The sequence below is a fragment of the Christiangramia oceanisediminis genome (assembly GCF_022570735.2).
In the GTDB taxonomy this organism is placed as follows: domain Bacteria; phylum Bacteroidota; class Bacteroidia; order Flavobacteriales; family Flavobacteriaceae; genus Christiangramia; species Christiangramia oceanisediminis.
On the sequence record NZ_JANCNS010000003.1, the window covers coordinates 856,804 to 875,014 of the forward strand.

Consider the following 18,211-nt stretch of genomic DNA (forward strand, 5'->3'; position numbering starts at 1 on the left):
TTAGAATTCGAATCTGAATAAGCCTTTTGAAGAAAAATCCAGACTTCCTTCCAGTTCCTGGCCACCGCCAAGGATATCCAACTCCATCACCATTTGAATAGATCTTCTTACGTTTCTAATGTCATTGCCCTCCATAACCTTAAGAGTATCCACGACCGATGGCATAGCCGTTGAACCTTCAGGAATCGTATAGGCAATGCTAAACTCCCTGCGGTTATTTTCATTTAAAAACTTGATATTGCTCCTAACCGGAAAGGGAAAGCGGTTTTCATGCCTGAATCGAAATTCAACAAACATCAATCCATCCTGAATGTAGTCGTCGTCCAGGAATTCAAGGCGAAGCGTGTCTCTGATTAAAGGAGTATATAGGTTGGTTTCTGAATCGAAAAAGTCGGTTTCATTCAGCTCATAGTAGGCAAGATCTACCTGCAGGTCTGGTTCGAGTGCTATATCTGGTGCCTGTCCAAAATCAACGTCTTTAAAGCAGGAAGTTAGACTAAGGCAACTAATAATGAGCGTGGGGACTATTATTAACTTCAGTCGAAACATTTAAGGGCTTTCTATGGCAACGAAAATACCTATTCTTTATTGTTATAAATAATTAAGAACCTCTTTTAACTTTTGAATTTCAGCAAATTGGTGCTGACCAACCTCTCTATCAGGGTTCAAATAGATCACATGAAAACCAAATTTTGAAGCACCTACAATGTCTGCCTCCAGGTTATCCCCGATCATCACCGAATTTTGAGCTACCGCGCTACTTTTTATCAAAGCTTTCTCAAATATCTGTGGATGCGGCTTTTTTACACCCGCCTCTTCGGAAGTGGTTACCGTACTGAAATATTCCTGTATACCCGAGTTTCGCATTTTCAAATGCTGAACTTCTTCAAAACCGTTGGTGATGATATGCAATTTATATCTTTTATGAAGATTGGTCAGAAGCTCCTTACTGCCTTCCAAAAGGTGATTGTTCTTTGGCAAATATTCGATATAATCGTTCGCGATAAGGTTGATAGTTGCATCGCAGGCTTCGAATTGAAGAGCATCAAAACTTTCTTTCAAACGCCCAAACCTTAAGGCTTCCTTGGTTACAGAATTATTGCGGTACAATTCCCAGTATCTGAAGTTTATTGGTTTGTATACCTTCATGAAATCATCCAGGTTCAGGTCCAGTTTCTGTTTATTGAAGATCTCATTAAAAGCCAGGGCCGAATTTCGTTCGAAATCCCACAGCGTATGATCCAGATCAAAGAAAACATCGGTTACTTCATTCAGCTTCATGGATATGTTTTAAAAAGGAATAATATAAGTCTTTATCGGAATATGCAGAAAAATCGCTGTTCTTAAAAACCGCCCTGAACTTTCCATCTACCGCCTTCACCTCCTCCAGCATCCTGGTTAATTCTTCCATCACCTTTGTTTTATTGGTGGTGTTGATGATTTGAGAGTTAAAAGCATAAGGATGTATTTTTAGCGGAGTGGTCACCTCCATATTGATATCGTAAAAAAGAAAAGGGGAACAGGTTCCGGCCCTAAAACCCGATTTTTCAGGGTACCCCATGGAATGATCATTTGTGATCTCAAGTTCGGTAAGGGAGTTATAATGATCTGGTAGCTTGAGATCATACTTTGAATTCATCACATGATCAACCGTATTATGAACGATCTCCTCCAGCCTTAATTTCTCCTTTCTCAAATTCTGAATATCTTCCATCGCATAATAACCCACCAGCAGCCCAACCTGGGCATAATCTGCAACCGATTTGATCACTGCCCTGTGTGGAATACGATTATGACTTATGTTGCGATCGTGAATGGAGAAATCGCTTAATTGGAACATAAAAATCATGTAAATATTATGCTCCTTGATAAGCTCAATGAGGTCTTCAAAAATATTATGTGGATCATCCTTAAGCCTTGTCCATACCTGAAGCCTATCCACTACCTTACCCAACTGCAAACTAAACAGGTCCAGCATCATCCCCATAAAACTTCTTAAAAATCCTTTATTTTTATAAATAAATGTGTTTTCAGAAGTTATAATGCTCCCGGTTCTGAACTTTCTTGGAGTATACTCCAGGTCAGGAAAACGGTCCAGTAGAATTTCAAGAAATTTCAATGCCCAGATATCAACTACGGGTTTATGCAGAAAACTTTCCTGGGCGGCCAGGCTTTCACCTGCTGGAAACCTGCCTGCTTCATCTTTTACATGCGGCAAGTATTCCTCATAACGGCTTAATAAATAAAAGGATGCCGCAAAAATATCGAATGGAAGATCACTGGATTCGGGCAATGGAAAAAAGCATACGGTATCGTCCCAGGTTTGTATCTTGATCTCAATTTCAGAAAATCCCTGTTCCATTAAAAGGTCCACCTTCTGAATAAAAAATTCATTTCCAAGAGCCTGCTTACCATAACTGATTTTAGCCCCCTCGTGAGCGATGAATTCTTCAATTTTTGAAGTGAATTTTATAGGGATTCCCAGTAAATGTGAACACAGATGTTTGAACACATACATGATCCTGGGTGTGACTTTTTGAGTATAAATCAATAGCATGCGGGCAGTGCTTAAAGAATTCCTTCGTCGGCGAAGCTAAGGTAGGACTTTTCAGTAACAATAAGATGATCCAGCACTTTAATATCCAGACTCTCGGCGGCGACTTTTAATTTTCTGGTGAGCTGCTTATCGGCCTCACTGGCTGTCAAGGTTCCGGAAGGATGATTATGGACCAGGACAAGGGAAACCGCTCCAAGCTCAAGCGCTTTTCGCAAAGTGATCCTAACATCTACCAGAGTACCTGTAATTCCACCTTTGCTAATCTGGAATTGCTCGATTACCTTATTACTATTATTAAGGTAAAGTATCCAAAATTCTTCGTGGGCCAGCTCCCCGATGATTGGCTGCATAATCTCAAAAACCGACAGGCTTGAGCTGATCTTCTTTTGCTCAAGTGCCTCTTCAAGCCGGCGCCTTCTCCCCAATTCCAGGGCTGCGACAATAGTAATCGCCTTGGCCGGACCAATGCCTTTAAACTTACACAGCTGGTTAACTGAAAGTTTACCTAACTGGTTAAGATTATTAGAAGTTGAAGAAAGAATGCGTTTAGCAAGCTCAACCGCCGTTTCGTTCTTGCTGCCGGAAGCGATCAGGATCGCGATCAATTCAGAATCGCTAAGGCTCAACTTTCCTTTTTGCAATAATTTTTCGCGGGGCCGGTCATCTTCCGCCCATTTTTTGATGCTAAGCTTGGTTTTTTCATTGTCCATCTTGAGCTAAAGATAAACATTGAAAATAATTTCGGCCTTAAAATTATTGAAATTGAATGCCTTAGATCGAATCTTTCAATTTTTCCAGATCCAAACCACCGTAATTCCCACTGCTCATTAATAGGAGGACTGAATTATTGAGATCGAGATGTGTCAATTCATCTTCCAGATCTTCAGAATTGGTAAAAACCTTCAAATTTTGTTTCTGAAAAGCCTCCCTTATCTGTTCAGGGCTTACCGGTTCCAGTTTTTTGATCTGTACAGCATCTGGAGAATAAAAAACGATGGCTTCATCAGCCGAAGTAAGACAATCCCTGTACTCTTTTAAAAATTCAGCATTCAAACTGCTATACGTATGAAGTTCAAGGCACGCGATCACCTTTTTATTCGCGTATTGCTCTTTTACGGCTGCCGTTGTGGCTTTAACTTTAGAAGGACTATGAGCAAAATCCTTGAAAATGATATTAGAATCGCTTTCGGCTATTTTTTCCAGTCGTTTGGAAGCCCCTTCGAAGCCTGCTATAGCCTCATAGAAATCATCTTCATCAATTCCCATATGCTGGCAGATCCACTTGGCACCGGCCAGATTATTCATATTATGCTTTCCGAAGATCTCTAATGGCAGCTCACCTTCTGCCACATCCAGGTAAGTCACCTCATCCTGAGTATGATAGGAGGGAGTCTGGTATGGATGTTTCCGAATAGGGTTTTCAGTTTCCTCGGCCAGTTTCTTTACTTCAGCATCTTCCTCATTGTAAACCAGGATACCTCCATTAACAATAGAGTTAACGAATATTCTGAATTGCTCTACATAGTTCTCATAGGTAGGAAACACATTGATGTGATCCCAGGCAATTCCACTGAGCAAGGCAATATTTGGCTTATATAAATGGAATTTCGGCCTGCGATCTATAGGTGAAGAAAGGTATTCATCTCCTTCCAAAAGGATAAAATCGTTTTCGGCAGTAAGATGAACCGGATTTTCAATTCCTATCACAGGAGCACCCACCAGAAAATCGATTTGTCTATCGTGATAGTCCATCACATAAAGGATCATGGAAGTGATTGTTGTTTTACCGTGTGATCCTGCAATGACCACCCTGGTTTTTTCTTTAGACTGCTCATAGATAAACTCTGGATAGGAATAAACCGGAACTCCCAACTCCTGGGCTTTAAGCAATTCAGGGTTATTCTCCCTGGCGTGCATTCCAAGGATCACTGCATCGAGATCCCCATGTACTCTGTTTTCAAACCAACCCAGTTCATCGGGCAGGATATCAAATTTTTGAAGTCGGGATTTGGAAGGCTCAAAAATAGCGTCATCACTACCAGAAATTTCATAGCCTTTTTTCTTTAATGCAATTGCCAGACTATGCATTGCGCTACCTCCTATTGCAATAAAATGAACCTTCATAATTTTTTTTTGCAAAGATAAGAGTTTGAAAATGCTGTAAAAGGAATTACAATCGCTGAATTTTTTGTTTTTCTACAATAGCTTTTTCAAATCCGGGTTCTATGGCCAGAGACTTTTCAATATGCTCAAGAGCTGCTTTCTGGTTCTCCTGTAATCTCTCTATCTGAGCCAGCCTCAGGTAAGCCCAGGCAGGAGACTTTAAGTCTTTATAACCGTAATCATTGATATATTCCTGAAGAAGCTGTTTACCCTCCTTCAACTGAACTTCGAAAATAGCTGAAGCTTCCCCAAGTTCATATTTCAAATAATTACGGGTAATCAAATTTGGTTTTCGAACGGCGGTTCTTATGGCATTTTCGTACTTAGACTTTGCTAATTCCCGGTAATCCTCGATTTTGTAGATGTAAGCGTCTGCCAGAAGTGCATCCACCTCATTTAGTCTATCCAGGTCTGATGCGTAACTTTGCGCAATTGTTTTGCTGCCTCCAATAAAACCGGGGATTTGCATATATAATTCAACCAACGCCCGCCTGGTTTCGGTATGTTTTGGGTCGAGCTCTGCGGCCTTTTTGAGATAATTTTTAACATCGGTTATAAGCAGCGCTGCCTGAAATTTAGAACCGTAGTAGGCTTTCATTCCCATAGCCCCTCCAAGTTTAAAGTTATACATGGCATTACTAGGCTCCGCTTCAACTAATTCTTTATAATAATCAATAGCCGCATCCCAATCCTTTTCAAAACTGGCAATATCTCCTAAATATTCAATAGCTTCCAGATCATCTTCGTACTGGACAAGCAATTCCCTGGCTTCTTCAATTTTTCCCTCTTCCAGATGTTTTTTTGCCTCATTTAAATTTTGTTGAGCCACCGCCGTACCTACAAAGAGGTATATTATCCCGATGATATACTTAAAATTTGTTAACATAAATAAAATTTTCTTAAATTTAACCACTATACAGCCCTGTGTTCGAGTCTATTTAGCCTAATATCCTAATAATTGTTAAGATGTTCCTTAAAACAACTCGGCATATTAAAAATTATTTTAATATTTGTGCAACTTTTATTGAGTTTTAACCGAATAATAATTTTGAATTTAACACCTAGCCTATGCAAAATTTTACTTTTAGGAGGAAGGGAATTAATTGGTTCCTTTTCGCCTTTATTCTATTTGTTGGGAATTTACCAGCGGCCCAAGCCCAAAATTGCCCCACAGTAACTTCGGAACAGGAGTCCCAAAACTTCTGCTATCTTTCCCGAGTTTCAGACCTACAAGCGACTCCTAACGGAGACGGAGTACAATGGTACCGTACTGCAACTTCAACTGTACCAATTCCAAGTGACGAGATACTTCAAGATGGCTCCTACTTCGCCGGAAATAATTCCGGAAACTGTAATGCCAGACCGGAAGTAACTGTAACCGTTGATGATTTAGGACCACCAACCACAACTTTCGGAAACTTTTATGAGCCATGTGAATACAGCTCAGAAGACGTAACTACCGTTGGAGACCTAAAAAACCTGGTGGTTACTTCAGAGTCTGGATACGATATCAATGTTTTTGGACAGGAGGACGAATTTGGAACCAATGAATTACCAGATAATGCTGTTCTTGTTGATGGAAACAGTTATTTTATCGGTCAGGACGACCCTTCAAGCAGCTGTGAATATTCGTCAAGAATTGCTATACAGTACAACCCAATATTAGCAACTGCACCTGCAGCTGAAGCTGCTCAGGTATATTGCGAAGGAGCGACCGTATCCGATTTGGAGGCAGAAGGAATTAACAGATGGTATAGCACTGCTACTTCCAATCCATTCCTTGACCCTTCAACTCCACTGGTAGACGGCGCTACTTATTACGCATCTCAAATTGTAAACAGAACCAATTCTTCCCTTCCTCCATGTGAGAGTCAGGATAGAACTGCGGTTACTGTAACTATTACCGAAGGCCCAGATGCCGGAGAAGATAATGTAGGAGTGGTTTGCCAACCTGAAGTTTCTACTACCTTCCCAAGTGAAGATGCCGTTAGAAACTTTTACTTAGATCTATTAGCTGAAGGGGTACCAAGCAATGGAACCTTCTCTCCATCTATTTCCAATATTGTGTCTCAATATCAAGCAGATGAAGATGGCCTTGGAGACTTTACCGTAACCTATACTATTGGAGAAGATGAATGCTCAGACTCTGTAGATCTTACAATTAGAATTATTGAAGAGACACCGGCTGAAGCTGGTAGTTTTAATGATATAAATGATGTATGTGCAGAAGATATGATGATCGATCTAACTGCATTGACAAACAATGATTCTGAAGCCACCACTGGCGGAACTTTTTCAGGAACCGGTGTTTCTGAAAACCAGTTTGACCCTTCTGTAGGAGAAGGCGAATACGAGATAACCTATTCAGTAGATGAAACTAGCGCACCGTGTACCACAGGAAGCGATTCAACTACATTTACCATTTTTGTAAGTGAGGCTAATGCAGGTGATGACATTTCTGAAACGCTTTGTAGTTCAGATTTGGAAAACCTGGCCGATTTTGCTGATGAAATTGCGGCGCTTCTTGAAGGAAGAGATACTGACGGAACTTTTTCACCAGATCCTGCTATCGTGTATGCTCGATATCAGAACGATCTTGCATCTGGAAGTCTTCCTCAAACTTATGATTTGGTTTATACTGTAAATGATGGTACTTGTACCGATCAGGCGAACATAGAAATTACTGTGAACCCATCACCCGATGCTGGTGAGGATGCCATAGTTGATCTTCTGCCAACAGACGATCCAATTAACTTATTCGATGAGCTAGGTGGAACTCCAGATATGGGAGGAACCTGGAGTCCTGGAGATGGAACTTTCGACCCAGCTACTGATACACCTGGCACGTTCACCTACACTGTAAGTAACGATTTTGGCTGTGAAGATTCAGCAACTGTAACTGTTAGTGTTGAAACCGAAACCGAATGTGAAGGTGCAGCAGGTAATGATAATATTGGAGTAGTGTGCGAAGATGATGTTGCGAATACTTTTCCATCTAATGATGAGGTTAGAAAATATTATCTAAGTCTATTAGATAATGGCGTATCAAGAACCGGAACTTTTAATCCTACAATTGCTCAAATTATTGATGAATATCAGGACGATGCAGACGGATTAGGAGACTTTACCGTCACCTACACTATTACTACAACTGATGGCTGTACAGATTCAACAAATCTTACAATTCGAGTAATTGAGGAAGGACCAGGAGAAGCTGGTAGTTTTGATGATATAATTGATGTATGTTCAAATGATGCTTCAATTGATCTAACCAATCTTACTAACAACAATCCAGAAGCCACTTTAGGTGGAACTTTCTCTGGAGACGGGGTAGCAGACAATACTTTTGATCCGTCTGTTGGACCTGGCACTTATACAATCACTTACTCGGTAGATGATACACTACCATGTGTAACCAGTAGTGATGAAACAACTTTTACTATTACAGTAATCGAAGGCGCCGATGCTGGTGAAGATGCTACTGTAGAATTAAGTAGTACTGATGACCCTATTGAACTTTTCGATTTCTTAGGGGGAACCCCAGAGATGGGCGGAACCTGGAGTCCTGGAAATGGAACTTTCGATCCGGCAACCGATGCTCCTGGTGAATTTGTTTATACAGTAACCAATGGAAATTGTGAAGATTCGGCAACGGTAACTGTTACGGTTGATTCAGAAACTGAATGTGAAGGAGCTGCTGGTGATGATAATGTTGGAGTAGTTTGCGAGGATGATGTCCCTACTACTTTTACATCAAACGATGAAGTTAGAAAATACTATCTAAATCTATTAGATAATGGCGTATCAAGAACCGGAACTTTTAATCCTACAATTGCTCAAATTATTAATGAATTTCAGAACGATGCAGACGGATTAGGAGACTTTACGGTCACATACACTATTACTACAACTGATGGCTGTACAGATTCAACAAATCTTACGATTCGAGTAATTGAGGAAGGACCAGGAGAAGCTGGTAGTTTTGATGATATAATTGATGTATGTTCAAATGATGCTTCAATTGATCTAACCGATCTTACTAACAACAATCCAGAAGCCACTTTAGGTGGAACTTTCTCTGGAGACGGGGTAACAGACAATACTTTTGATCCGTCCGTTGGACCTGGCACTTATACAATCACTTACTCGGTAGATGATACTTTACCATGTGTCACCAGTAGTGATGAAACAACTTTTACTATTACGGTAATCGAAGGTGTAGATGCTGGTGAAGATGCTACTGTAGAATTAAGTAGTACTGATGACCCTATTGAACTTTTCGATTTCTTAGGGGGAACCCCAGAGATGGGCGGAACCTGGAGTCCTGGAAATGGAACTTTCGATCCGGCAACCGATGCTCCTGGTGAATTTGTTTATACAGTAACCAATGGAAATTGTGAAGACTCAGCAACAGTAACGGTAATTATTACAGATTGTCCTGAGGAATTAACCGCAAATGCAGGTAATTTCGATAACATATCTGATGCTTGTTCAAACGGTGATGTAATCGATCTTAGCGAATTGATGAATAATGATGAAAACGCTATAGAAGGTGGAACATTTACAGGAGAAGGTGTTATGGACAATATGTTCGATCCTACTTCAGTAGATAATGGAACCTATACTATTACTTACACAGTAGATGAAACAACTCCTTGTGTAACAGGTAGTGATTCAACCACGTTCACGATCACTGTTTCAGAACCAGCAAATATCGGAACCGATACAACAGCCGATGTATGCGTGCTGGACGTTCAGGATCTATTCCCTGACATCGCTAGCGTTAGAAACTTCTACCTTAACCTGTTGGACGATGGAGTAGCCAGAACTGGAACTTTTAGTCCAAGTATTCAGCAAGTCATTGCCGAATACCAGGCTGATGAAGACGGACTTGGAGACTTCTCTACAGTTTATACCTTAACATCTGAAGGTGGATGTGCTTCTTCAGTTACCTTAACAGCTTCTATTTTTGAAGCCGATGTAATCGAAATCGAGCAGCCAGGGGATCAAAGCCTATGCTTAAGTGACGACGCAGTTAATCTTTCAGATTACCTGGCAGACGGAACTCTGGAAGGCGGAAGTTTCGCAGGTTACGATGATGGAACATTCGATCCTTCAGTTGTTGGAGAAGGAACTTATGATATCACCTATACAGTAAGAGGAGAAGGTTGTTCTCAGGGAACTACCACATTCTCTATCACTGTTACTGATGCTGCTTACGCAGGTGAGGATATGGAATTCGACGTTTGTATGAACGCTGGAATTCAGGATCTTTATTTATTCCTTTCTGCTGATGCTGACATGGATGGAGAATTCACTTATAACGACGAAGTGATCACTGATGGACTTATGGATCCTTCAGCTTTCGAAGCAGGTGAATATGAAGTAACCTACACTGTTACTGCAATCAACGATTGTGGAGACGATACAGCTACTTTCACAATCACTGTGCTTGAAGCTGCCGATGCACCAGAACTTAATGACATCTCTTTCTGTGCGATCCAGAATCCAACAGGATTAGACCTGATTGCTGAAAATGCAAATCTTACTTTCTATACCGATGAAGATTTAACCATGATGGTAATGGAAGAAGATGAATTAGTAGCGGGTACTTATTATGCTACTTTGACTCCTCAGGATGGATGTGAGTCTGAAGCAGCATCATTCACCGTTACGATCAACGATCCTGGAACACCAACGATCGATGATGCCAATCCGGTATTCTGTGAGTATGATGATGCGACCATTGCAGATCTTAACGATGCGGTAGACCAGACATCAAATGTTACCTGGTTCTCCACTGCAGACGGAACTGAATCATTAAGCACAGGAACTCCTCTACAGGATGGAGTCACCTACTATGCTTCTCTATATGATCCGGCAACAGATTGTGATAGTTCAGCTAGATTAGCCGTAACAGTAACCATCGAAGGATGTCCGCTTCTATTCCCAGAAGGTATCTCTCCAAACGGGGATGGAAGAAATGACGTATTCGATATCGAAAATATAGAACGAGAATATCCTAATTATACTATTGAGATCTACAACCGTTGGGGTAAAGTAGTATACAAAGGAAACGCCAACACACCAGATTGGGATGGTACTACCACCGAGTCTGGAGCATTAGGCGATGATACTTTACCAGTTGGAGTCTATTTCTACCTACTTGACTTCAATGACGGGGTTACTTCTCCTAGAAGAGGAAAAGTATACTTAAGTAGATAATAAAAGGATAAACACGAAAAAGTAATGAAAAAAAGAATCACAAAATATTTAATATTCGCAGGCATTATCCTTTTTTCAATAAAAGGTATGTCTCAGCAAGATCCCCTTTTCACTCAGTACATGTATAACATGAGTGTGATTAACCCAGCCTACGCTACCGATGAACCTGGTATGCTGGATATGGGAGGAATCTATCGAGCTCAATGGACAGATGTTGAAGGTGCACCACGTACCTTCAACTTCTTCGCCCACACCCCAATCAGCGAGCGAGTTGAATTAGGCTTAACCGTAGTTCACGATGAAATTGGTGGCTGGATCAAGGAAAACAACATCACTGCAGATTTCGCATATGTTATTCCAGCTGGAGAAAGAACCAAATTATCATTCGGAGCAAAAGCAGGTTTAACTACCTGGGATGCCAATATCGCCGGTTTAGATCTTAATGATCCTAATGACCCGGCTTTTGAAAATCAGAATGAAGTTTTCCCAGTTTTTGGTGTAGGAGCTTTCTGGTTTGGAGATAAGCACTATTTAGGTGTGTCGGCTCCCAACCTGTTCACTTCAGAATATGTTGAGAACAACGAAGGTCTTTTAAACAGAGGTACCGAAGAGATTCACTACTACCTTACCGGTGGTTATGTATTCGGAATCAGTGATAACTTCAAACTGAAGCCTTCATTCATGGCCAGAGGAGTTCAAGGTGCACCGCTTTCCATAGACGTTAATGCAAACGTATTGCTATACGATCGCCTGGAAGCCGGAATTGGTTACCGTTTTGACGAAACCGTAACAGGATTGGTGAATTTTAGGATTTCACCAGCTCTTAGAATTGGTTACGCTTACGATTATCCAACCTACGACCTAAGCAGAGACGGATCACACGAGATCATGTTATTATTCGATCTCGATCTGTTCGGTCTTAAAAAAGGATATGACAAATCACCTAGATTCTTCTAAAACCCGACTAACATGAAAAAATTATATAGTACACTTTTAATAATTTCTTTAAGCGTTTCTGCTTTTGCTCAAAAGTCGGATATCCGGGATGGAAACAAGTTTTTCGCCCAGGCTGCCTACGTTGATGCGGCAGATGCTTATGAGAACGTAAACAATAAATCTCAGGAAGTTCTTCAGAATCTTGGAGACTCCTATTTCTACACCAACCAGATGGCAAATGCTGCCGAGGTGTATGAGTTGCTATTCCTGAGACATTCAGGAAATGTAGATAACCAATACAAGTTCAGATATGCTCATGCGCTTATGGCGAACGGCAACTATGTAAAGGCTGATGAGTATATGAATGAAGTGACTGGTGCATCCTGGAATCATGAAGAATTTGCTGAAGAACTGGACACCCTGGTTCCTCACAAATTCAAGTATGACCAGATCATCAATAATGCGTCTTCTTCAGACTTCGGAATTGCGTTTTACGGAGACAACAGGGTAGCTTTTGCTTCTACAAGAAATCAGGAGCGCCCGATCTATCCATGGAACAAACTTCCAACTCTGGATCTTTACAGTGCTGAAATGGACGACGAGGGAGAATTGAGCGATATCGTTCTGTTCTCTGATGCCATCAATACCGATGAGCACGAAAGTTCTGCTACCTTCAGCCAGGACGGGATGGTAATGTTTTTTGACAGGACCAACGAAGACCGTGTAAAGAATGAAGAAGGAATGCGTATTGCACACATAAGTCTGTACCGCGCCGAGAATGTTGACGGAGAGTGGACCAATATCGAAAAACTGCCTTTCAGCAGTGAAGATTATTCGGTTGAGCACCCAACTTTAAGTGCAGATGGTTCTAAACTGTATTTCGCCAGTGATATGCCAGGCGGAAGCGGATCTTTTGACCTGTACGTGGTAGACGTAAATGCTGACGGTACTTACGGAACTCCTCAAAACCTAGGGTCTGGAGTTAACACTCCTTACAGAGAACAATTCCCATTCATCAGTGAAGAGGGAGTACTTTACTTCTCTTCTGACGGACACCAGGGATTTGGTAATATGGATATCTTCCGTACTGAAGGTGACTTTTCTGAAGTTGAGAACCTTGGAGGTTCTATCAACGGTGGTCATGATGATTTTGCTTTCGTAATCAGAGAAGGAGACGAAAAAGGTTTCTTTGCATCTAACAGAAGAGGTACCGACAACCTGTACCAGTTCGTTAGAGAAGAGAACGAGATCATCAAGGCTCCAACCAAGACTGATCCAACTTCTGGCCTTCCAACCATTCCGGTTGATGGAAGCAAGATCTACTTTGATTTTGATAAGTCTACCATAAAGCCAGAATCTGAGCCAGTACTTGACTCTGTTGTAACTTACATGAAACAATACCCAAGCATCAAGGTGAAAGTTGAATCTCATGCTGATGCAAGAGGTAGCGATAAGTATAACATGGATCTTTCACAAAGAAGAGCTGCTTCCACTGTAGATTACCTGGTTAATAAAGGAATAGACAGAAGCAGACTTACTTCTGAAGGATTTGGTGAAAGCAGACCTGTAAATGACTGTACAGAACCTACCGGATGTACAAATGAGCAATATGCTAAAAACCGTAGAAGTACCTTCGTGGTGTCGAACAACAATAAAGGTTCGGGATCAGGTATGGAGAACGAAGACGAAAACTAATTTTTCCGATCGATACTAACTAACCAATCAAAAACTGAAAAGCCCCATGCGACGCATGGGGCTTTTTTAATTCTATACAGCTCTGTATTACTTTTTAGGAGGATATCCGGAAAGAGCCTTTTCAACGATCTTATCAAATTGTTCTCTGCGTTGCTGCGGCTCAGCCTTTGGATTGAAAGGGCTTTCTACTTCGGCCTTCCATACCAGCACATCTTTTTCTACATCAATAAAATCGAAAGTTAGATTTAAATAGGTATCCATTGAACCAATTGGAATTCCACCGGAAACACCTACTCCTACATTACCTCCACCGCCTCCAACTCCAAGTCCAACTCGGCTTCGATTATCCCTCTGGAACTCCTGGGAATATACATTCACATAGATCCCGGGATCATTCGATTTAGAGAATCCCTTTTCCCGCATTTGTTCATTCAGGCTTTCGACCAATCTGGTTTCGTCAAGCTGACTTAATCCGGTACGGAAATCAGGAAATAAAGCATATTGTGAGTAGTTCGAAAAATTGACGCTCTCGTCATAATCGTAAACGGCCTGTGGCGAATTACAGGCCACGAAGAATAGAAGCAAAAGGCTTCTGGATACTATTTTCATGATCAGTTTTTACTTAAATTAAGCAAAAACGATTCCAGACCCTAAAGCTTTAACAGGATTTAAACAGGTTGCTTATTCAGCATTTCCCATAATTTATCCTTAAGATCGGTAAGGCCAGTTTGGGCTACAGAAGAGATAAAAATATAAGGCAATTTCAATTCCTGATCCAGCTCGCTAGCCAGCTCTTCCTTCAATTCGGCATCCAGAAGATCACTTTTAGAGATTGCGATTAGCCTGTCTTTATCCATTAACTCCGGGTTATAGCGCCTGAGCTCATCCAGTAAGATCTCGTATTGTTCCTTAATATCGGGAGCATCGGCAGGGATAAGGAACAAAAGCGTTGAATTACGTTCTATATGTCTCAGGAAGCGGTGACCCAGCCCCTTGCCTTCAGCTGCACCTTCAATGATCCCCGGAATATCGGCGATCACAAATGTTTTATAATCACGATATTTTACAATTCCAAGGTTGGGTTTTAGAGTTGTGAACTCATAGTCGGCGATCTTAGGCTTGGCAGCAGTAATTACCGAAAGTAAAGTAGATTTCCCGGCATTAGGGAAACCAACCAATCCAACATCAGCAAGAACCTTCAGTTCAAGGGTGATATCCTTTTGCTGACCTTCAATTCCAGGTTGTGCATACCTTGGAGTTTGATTAGTGGAACTTTTGAAATGCCAGTTTCCACGGCCACCCATACCACCTTCGGCTATTATAAATTCCTGCCCATCTTCAGTGATCTCCTTGATGATCTCATTGGTTTCTGAATCCCTGATCACAGTACCCAGTGGTACATCGATGTATTCATCAGATCCATCTGCCCCGGTGCTTCGTTGTTTTCCACCATCACCTCCATGTTCAGCTTTCACATGACGCTTGAATTTCAGGTGAAAGAGGGTCCAGAGATTTTTGTTTCCCTTGATGATCACATGTCCCCCACGACCTCCGTCTCCTCCATCAGGCCCTCCTTTAGCTATATATTTCTCACGGTGAAGATGAGCAGAGCCCTTCCCTCCTTTTCCGGAGAAAACATGAATCTTAACGTAGTCAACAAAATTCCCTTCAGTCATTCTTTCTTATTTCATTAATTGGTCGATCACCATACTCAATCGCTCGGTGATCTCTTCGATACTTCCAACACCATTTACGCCGAAATATCTGTTCTTCTTTTGGTAATAATTCTTTAGAATGGCAGTTTCATCATAGTATACCTTGATACGGTTTCTGATCACTTCCTCATCAGCATCATCTGCACGTCCGGACGTTTTTCCTCGTTCCAGCAAACGCTCTACCAAAATATCATCTTCAACTTCCAGTGCGATCATTGCATGCACCTTGGTTCCCTTAGCTTCTAAAAAAGTATCAAGGGCATCGGCCTGTGCTTCTGTTCGGGGAAACCCGTCAAAAATAAAGCCATTGGCATCCTGGTTCTTCTCAACTTCAGCCTGTAACATATTGATCGTAACCTCATCTGGCACCAACTGGCCCTTGTCCATATAGGACTTGGCGCTTAGACCAAGTTCAGTTTGATTCTTGATATTATACCTGAAAACATCTCCCGTAGAAATATGGATGAGGTCATACTTGTCTTTAAGAATGGTCGCCTGGGTTCCTTTTCCCGCACCCGGAGGTCCGAACAAAACTATATTTGTCATTTTTTATTCTTTGCGTTTGTATACTTGAGTGAGATTTCGTCCCAGACCATCATAGTCCAGTCCGTAACCAACAATAAATTTATTAGGTATTTCCATCCCGATATAATCCACAGGGACAGATTTTTTATAAGCCTCAGGTTTAAAGAAAAGGCTAACCACCTTGTATTCCTTAACGCCAGATTGCTTCAGAATTTGATCCAATTCCACAAGCGTATTACCAGTATCAACAATATCCTCAAGCAATACAACGGTTCTATCCTTTAGGTCCTGATTAAGTCCCAGCAAGGTCTTCACCTCCCCGGTACTTTCGGTGCCTTTATACGATCCCAATTTCACGAAACTGATCTCACAATCACCCTGGAATCTTTTTACAACCTCAGATGCGAACATGAACGATCCATTCAGGACCCCTATAAAAACAGGTGTTTTATCACCAAAATCACGGTTTACTTCGTCTGAAATTCTATCGATAACCTGTGTTATTTCTTCTTCAGAAATATAGGGTTCGAATTCAAGATCGTGTAGTTTAATCAAAGTTCTGAGATTTTAAGTGGCAAAGATAAGGAATCTCAATAAGCCCACGGGTGAGATTTCCTTCCTAATATCTATGGCAGAAATTCCGAATAGGTTATTTTTGCGGAAATCCTCTTTAATCTATGGTAAATTATTTTTCTTCAGACTTTAAACTTGGTATTCTCGGTGGCGGGCAGCTTGGGAAAATGATGTTATATGAGACACGGAAATATGATATCCATACGCATGTTTTAGATCCCAGCGCTGAAGCACCCTGTAAGATCGCCTGCAATTATTTCGAAAAGGGGGACCTTATGGATTATGACACTGTCCTGAACTTCGGAAGAAAGGCAGATGTGGTAACCTTTGAAATTGAAGGAGTAAATGTTGATGCCCTGAAAAAACTGGAGTCTGAAGGAATAAAAACCTATCCTTCCGCTACAACCCTGGAAAAGATTCAGAATAAGGCAACCCAGAAGAAATTCTATAAGGAAAAAAATATTTCTACTGCGCCTTTTGAAGTGTTTGATTCATTGGCCTTCCTTAAGGAAAGTGTAGCGAAGGGAAAAATTGAGCTTCCATTTGTCTGGAAAAGTGCCACCGGAGGATATGACGGAAAAGGTGTTTCGGTAATTAGAAAGAAAGAAGATCTTGAAAAATTATCAAGTGGCGAGTGTATAGCTGAAAACCTTATTCCGTTTAAAAATGAACTTGCAGTTATCGTAGCAAGAAACCCATCTGGCGAAATGATCACCTATCCTGTTGTGGAGATGGAATTTCATCCCACTGCCAACCAGGTGGAATACGTGATATGCCCCGCCAGGATTGATGATAAGGTTGCTGAAAAAGCCAGGAAAACAGCCGAACAGGTTTCAAAAGCTTTCGAGCATGTAGGACTTCTGGCCGTTGAAATGTTCCAGACCGAAGCAGATGAGATACTCGTGAACGAAGTGGCACCAAGGCCTCACAATAGTGGGCATTACAGCATTGAAGCTTCTTACACCAATCAATTTGAGCAACATATTCGGGCGATACTCGATTTACCTTTAGGAAGTACCGACAGTAAAGTAGGTGGAATTATGGTAAATTTGGTAGGAGCTGAAGGTCATGAAGGAAATGTGGTTTATGAAAATATAGAAAAGATCATGAAGATGGAAGGTGTAACCCCACATATCTATGGTAAAAAGATCACACGCCCATTCAGAAAGATGGGACATGTGACCATCGTAAACAAAGATCTTGCTGAAGCCAGAAAAATAGCTGAAAAAGTAAAGAACAGTATCAAAGTAATAAGCGATAAAGATTAGAAAATGGGAAAAGTAGCAGTAATCATGGGCAGTACCAGCGACATGCCGGTCATGCAGGAAGCCATCGACATCTTGGAAGGATTCGATATACAGGTAGAAGTAGATATCGTTTCTGCACATCGCACACCTGAGAAACTTTTCGAATTCAGTAAATCGGCTCATGAAAAAGGTATTCAGGTTATCATAGCCGGAGCTGGCGGAGCTGCACATCTCCCAGGGATGGTGGCCTCCATGTCTCCCTTGCCCGTGATTGGAGTTCCGGTAAAATCCAGGAATTCTATAGACGGCTGGGATTCTGTACTTTCCATACTTCAAATGCCAGGCGGTGTTCCAGTAGCAACGGTAGCTCTGGATGGAGCAAAGAATGCAGGGATCCTCGCGGCCCAGATCATAGGTTCTTCAGATAAATGTGTACTGGATAAAATTTTGATGTACAAGGAAGGCTTAAAGGAAAAAGTGATCGAAGGTGCAAAATCGATCAAAAAAATAAAATAAGAAAGGCCGCGATTGCGGCCTTTCAAGTAGTTTTAATCTGCATTATTATTTATTAACCA

Annotated in this window: 15 protein-coding genes; 5 read left to right on the forward strand and 10 right to left on the reverse strand. The window is 41.3% G+C overall.

Features of this window, described 5'->3' with window-relative positions; all coding sequences use genetic code 11:
* The 6 genes from MKO06_RS16765 to MKO06_RS16790 all read right to left on the reverse strand — a co-directional run bounded on the left by MKO06_RS16765 (position 1) and on the right by MKO06_RS16790 (position 5,606).
* Complete coding sequence (locus MKO06_RS16765) at positions 1–549, reverse strand: hypothetical protein (protein WP_241552393.1); 549 nt, start codon at positions 547–549, stop codon at positions 1–3.
* Between the two features lie 42 nt (positions 550–591).
* Positions 592–1,281 (reverse strand): YjjG family noncanonical pyrimidine nucleotidase, encoded by a 690-nt coding sequence (locus tag MKO06_RS16770; RefSeq protein ID WP_241552394.1) that lies wholly within the window; start codon positions 1,279–1,281, stop codon positions 592–594.
* Positions 1,268–2,557, reverse strand: a complete 1,290-nt coding sequence (locus MKO06_RS16775; RefSeq protein WP_241552395.1) for a polysaccharide deacetylase family protein — start codon at positions 2,555–2,557, stop codon at positions 1,268–1,270. Before MKO06_RS16775 ends, MKO06_RS16770 begins: the two co-directional genes overlap by 14 nt.
* Before the next feature lie 11 nt (positions 2,558–2,568).
* Positions 2,569–3,267, reverse strand: a complete 699-nt coding sequence (gene radC / locus MKO06_RS16780) for a RadC family protein (protein WP_241552396.1) — start codon at positions 3,265–3,267, stop codon at positions 2,569–2,571.
* Between the two features lie 61 nt (positions 3,268–3,328).
* Positions 3,329–4,681 (reverse strand): UDP-N-acetylmuramate--L-alanine ligase, encoded by a 1,353-nt coding sequence (locus MKO06_RS16785; protein ID WP_241552397.1) that lies wholly within the window; start codon positions 4,679–4,681, stop codon positions 3,329–3,331.
* Positions 4,682–4,727: 46 nt separating this feature from the next.
* Positions 4,728–5,606, reverse strand: coding sequence for a tetratricopeptide repeat protein (locus MKO06_RS16790; protein WP_241552398.1), 879 nt, complete (start codon positions 5,604–5,606; stop codon positions 4,728–4,730).
* 182 nt (positions 5,607–5,788) lie between these two features.
* Here MKO06_RS16790 and MKO06_RS16795 point away from each other — a divergent pair, with 182 nt between their 5' ends.
* Genes MKO06_RS16795 through MKO06_RS16805 form a run of 3 tightly spaced genes read left to right on the forward strand, consistent with a single transcriptional unit; the run spans position 5,789 to position 13,576 of the window.
* On the forward strand, positions 5,789–10,945 hold the full coding sequence (locus tag MKO06_RS16795) for a T9SS type B sorting domain-containing protein (RefSeq protein ID WP_241552399.1): 5,157 nt from the start codon (positions 5,789–5,791) through the stop codon (positions 10,943–10,945).
* Between the two features lie 24 nt (positions 10,946–10,969).
* Positions 10,970–11,902 (forward strand): PorP/SprF family type IX secretion system membrane protein, encoded by a 933-nt coding sequence (locus tag MKO06_RS16800; protein ID WP_241552400.1) that lies wholly within the window; start codon positions 10,970–10,972, stop codon positions 11,900–11,902.
* A gap of 12 nt (positions 11,903–11,914) precedes the next feature.
* On the forward strand, positions 11,915–13,576 hold the full coding sequence (locus MKO06_RS16805) for an OmpA family protein (protein WP_241552401.1): 1,662 nt from the start codon (positions 11,915–11,917) through the stop codon (positions 13,574–13,576).
* Positions 13,577–13,663: 87 nt separating this feature from the next.
* Here the strand turns inward: MKO06_RS16805 and MKO06_RS16810 are convergent, their stop codons facing one another.
* The 4 genes from MKO06_RS16810 to hpt are packed head-to-tail and all read right to left on the reverse strand — an operon-like array spanning position 13,664 to position 16,371.
* Positions 13,664–14,185, reverse strand: coding sequence for a DUF4136 domain-containing protein (locus MKO06_RS16810; protein ID WP_241552402.1), 522 nt, complete (start codon positions 14,183–14,185; stop codon positions 13,664–13,666).
* A gap of 59 nt (positions 14,186–14,244) precedes the next feature.
* Positions 14,245–15,252 (reverse strand): GTPase ObgE, encoded by a 1,008-nt coding sequence (gene obgE, locus MKO06_RS16815; RefSeq protein ID WP_241552403.1) that lies wholly within the window; start codon positions 15,250–15,252, stop codon positions 14,245–14,247.
* Positions 15,253–15,258: 6 nt separating this feature from the next.
* The gene (locus MKO06_RS16820) at positions 15,259–15,837 is read right to left on the reverse strand and encodes an adenylate kinase (RefSeq protein ID WP_241552404.1); all 579 of its coding nucleotides are present in this window, start codon (positions 15,835–15,837) and stop codon (positions 15,259–15,261) included.
* 3 nt (positions 15,838–15,840) lie between these two features.
* Positions 15,841–16,371: a hypoxanthine phosphoribosyltransferase gene (gene hpt / locus MKO06_RS16825; protein ID WP_241552405.1), complete on the reverse strand. Its 531-nt coding sequence runs from the start codon at positions 16,369–16,371 to the stop codon at positions 15,841–15,843.
* A gap of 122 nt (positions 16,372–16,493) precedes the next feature.
* Between hpt and MKO06_RS16830 the strand changes: the two genes are divergently transcribed.
* Positions 16,494–17,657: a 5-(carboxyamino)imidazole ribonucleotide synthase gene (locus tag MKO06_RS16830; RefSeq protein WP_241552406.1), complete on the forward strand. Its 1,164-nt coding sequence runs from the start codon at positions 16,494–16,496 to the stop codon at positions 17,655–17,657.
* Between the two features lie 3 nt (positions 17,658–17,660).
* Complete coding sequence (purE, locus tag MKO06_RS16835) at positions 17,661–18,152, forward strand: 5-(carboxyamino)imidazole ribonucleotide mutase (protein WP_241552407.1); 492 nt, start codon at positions 17,661–17,663, stop codon at positions 18,150–18,152.
* The last annotated feature ends 59 nt before the right edge of the window (positions 18,153–18,211 follow it).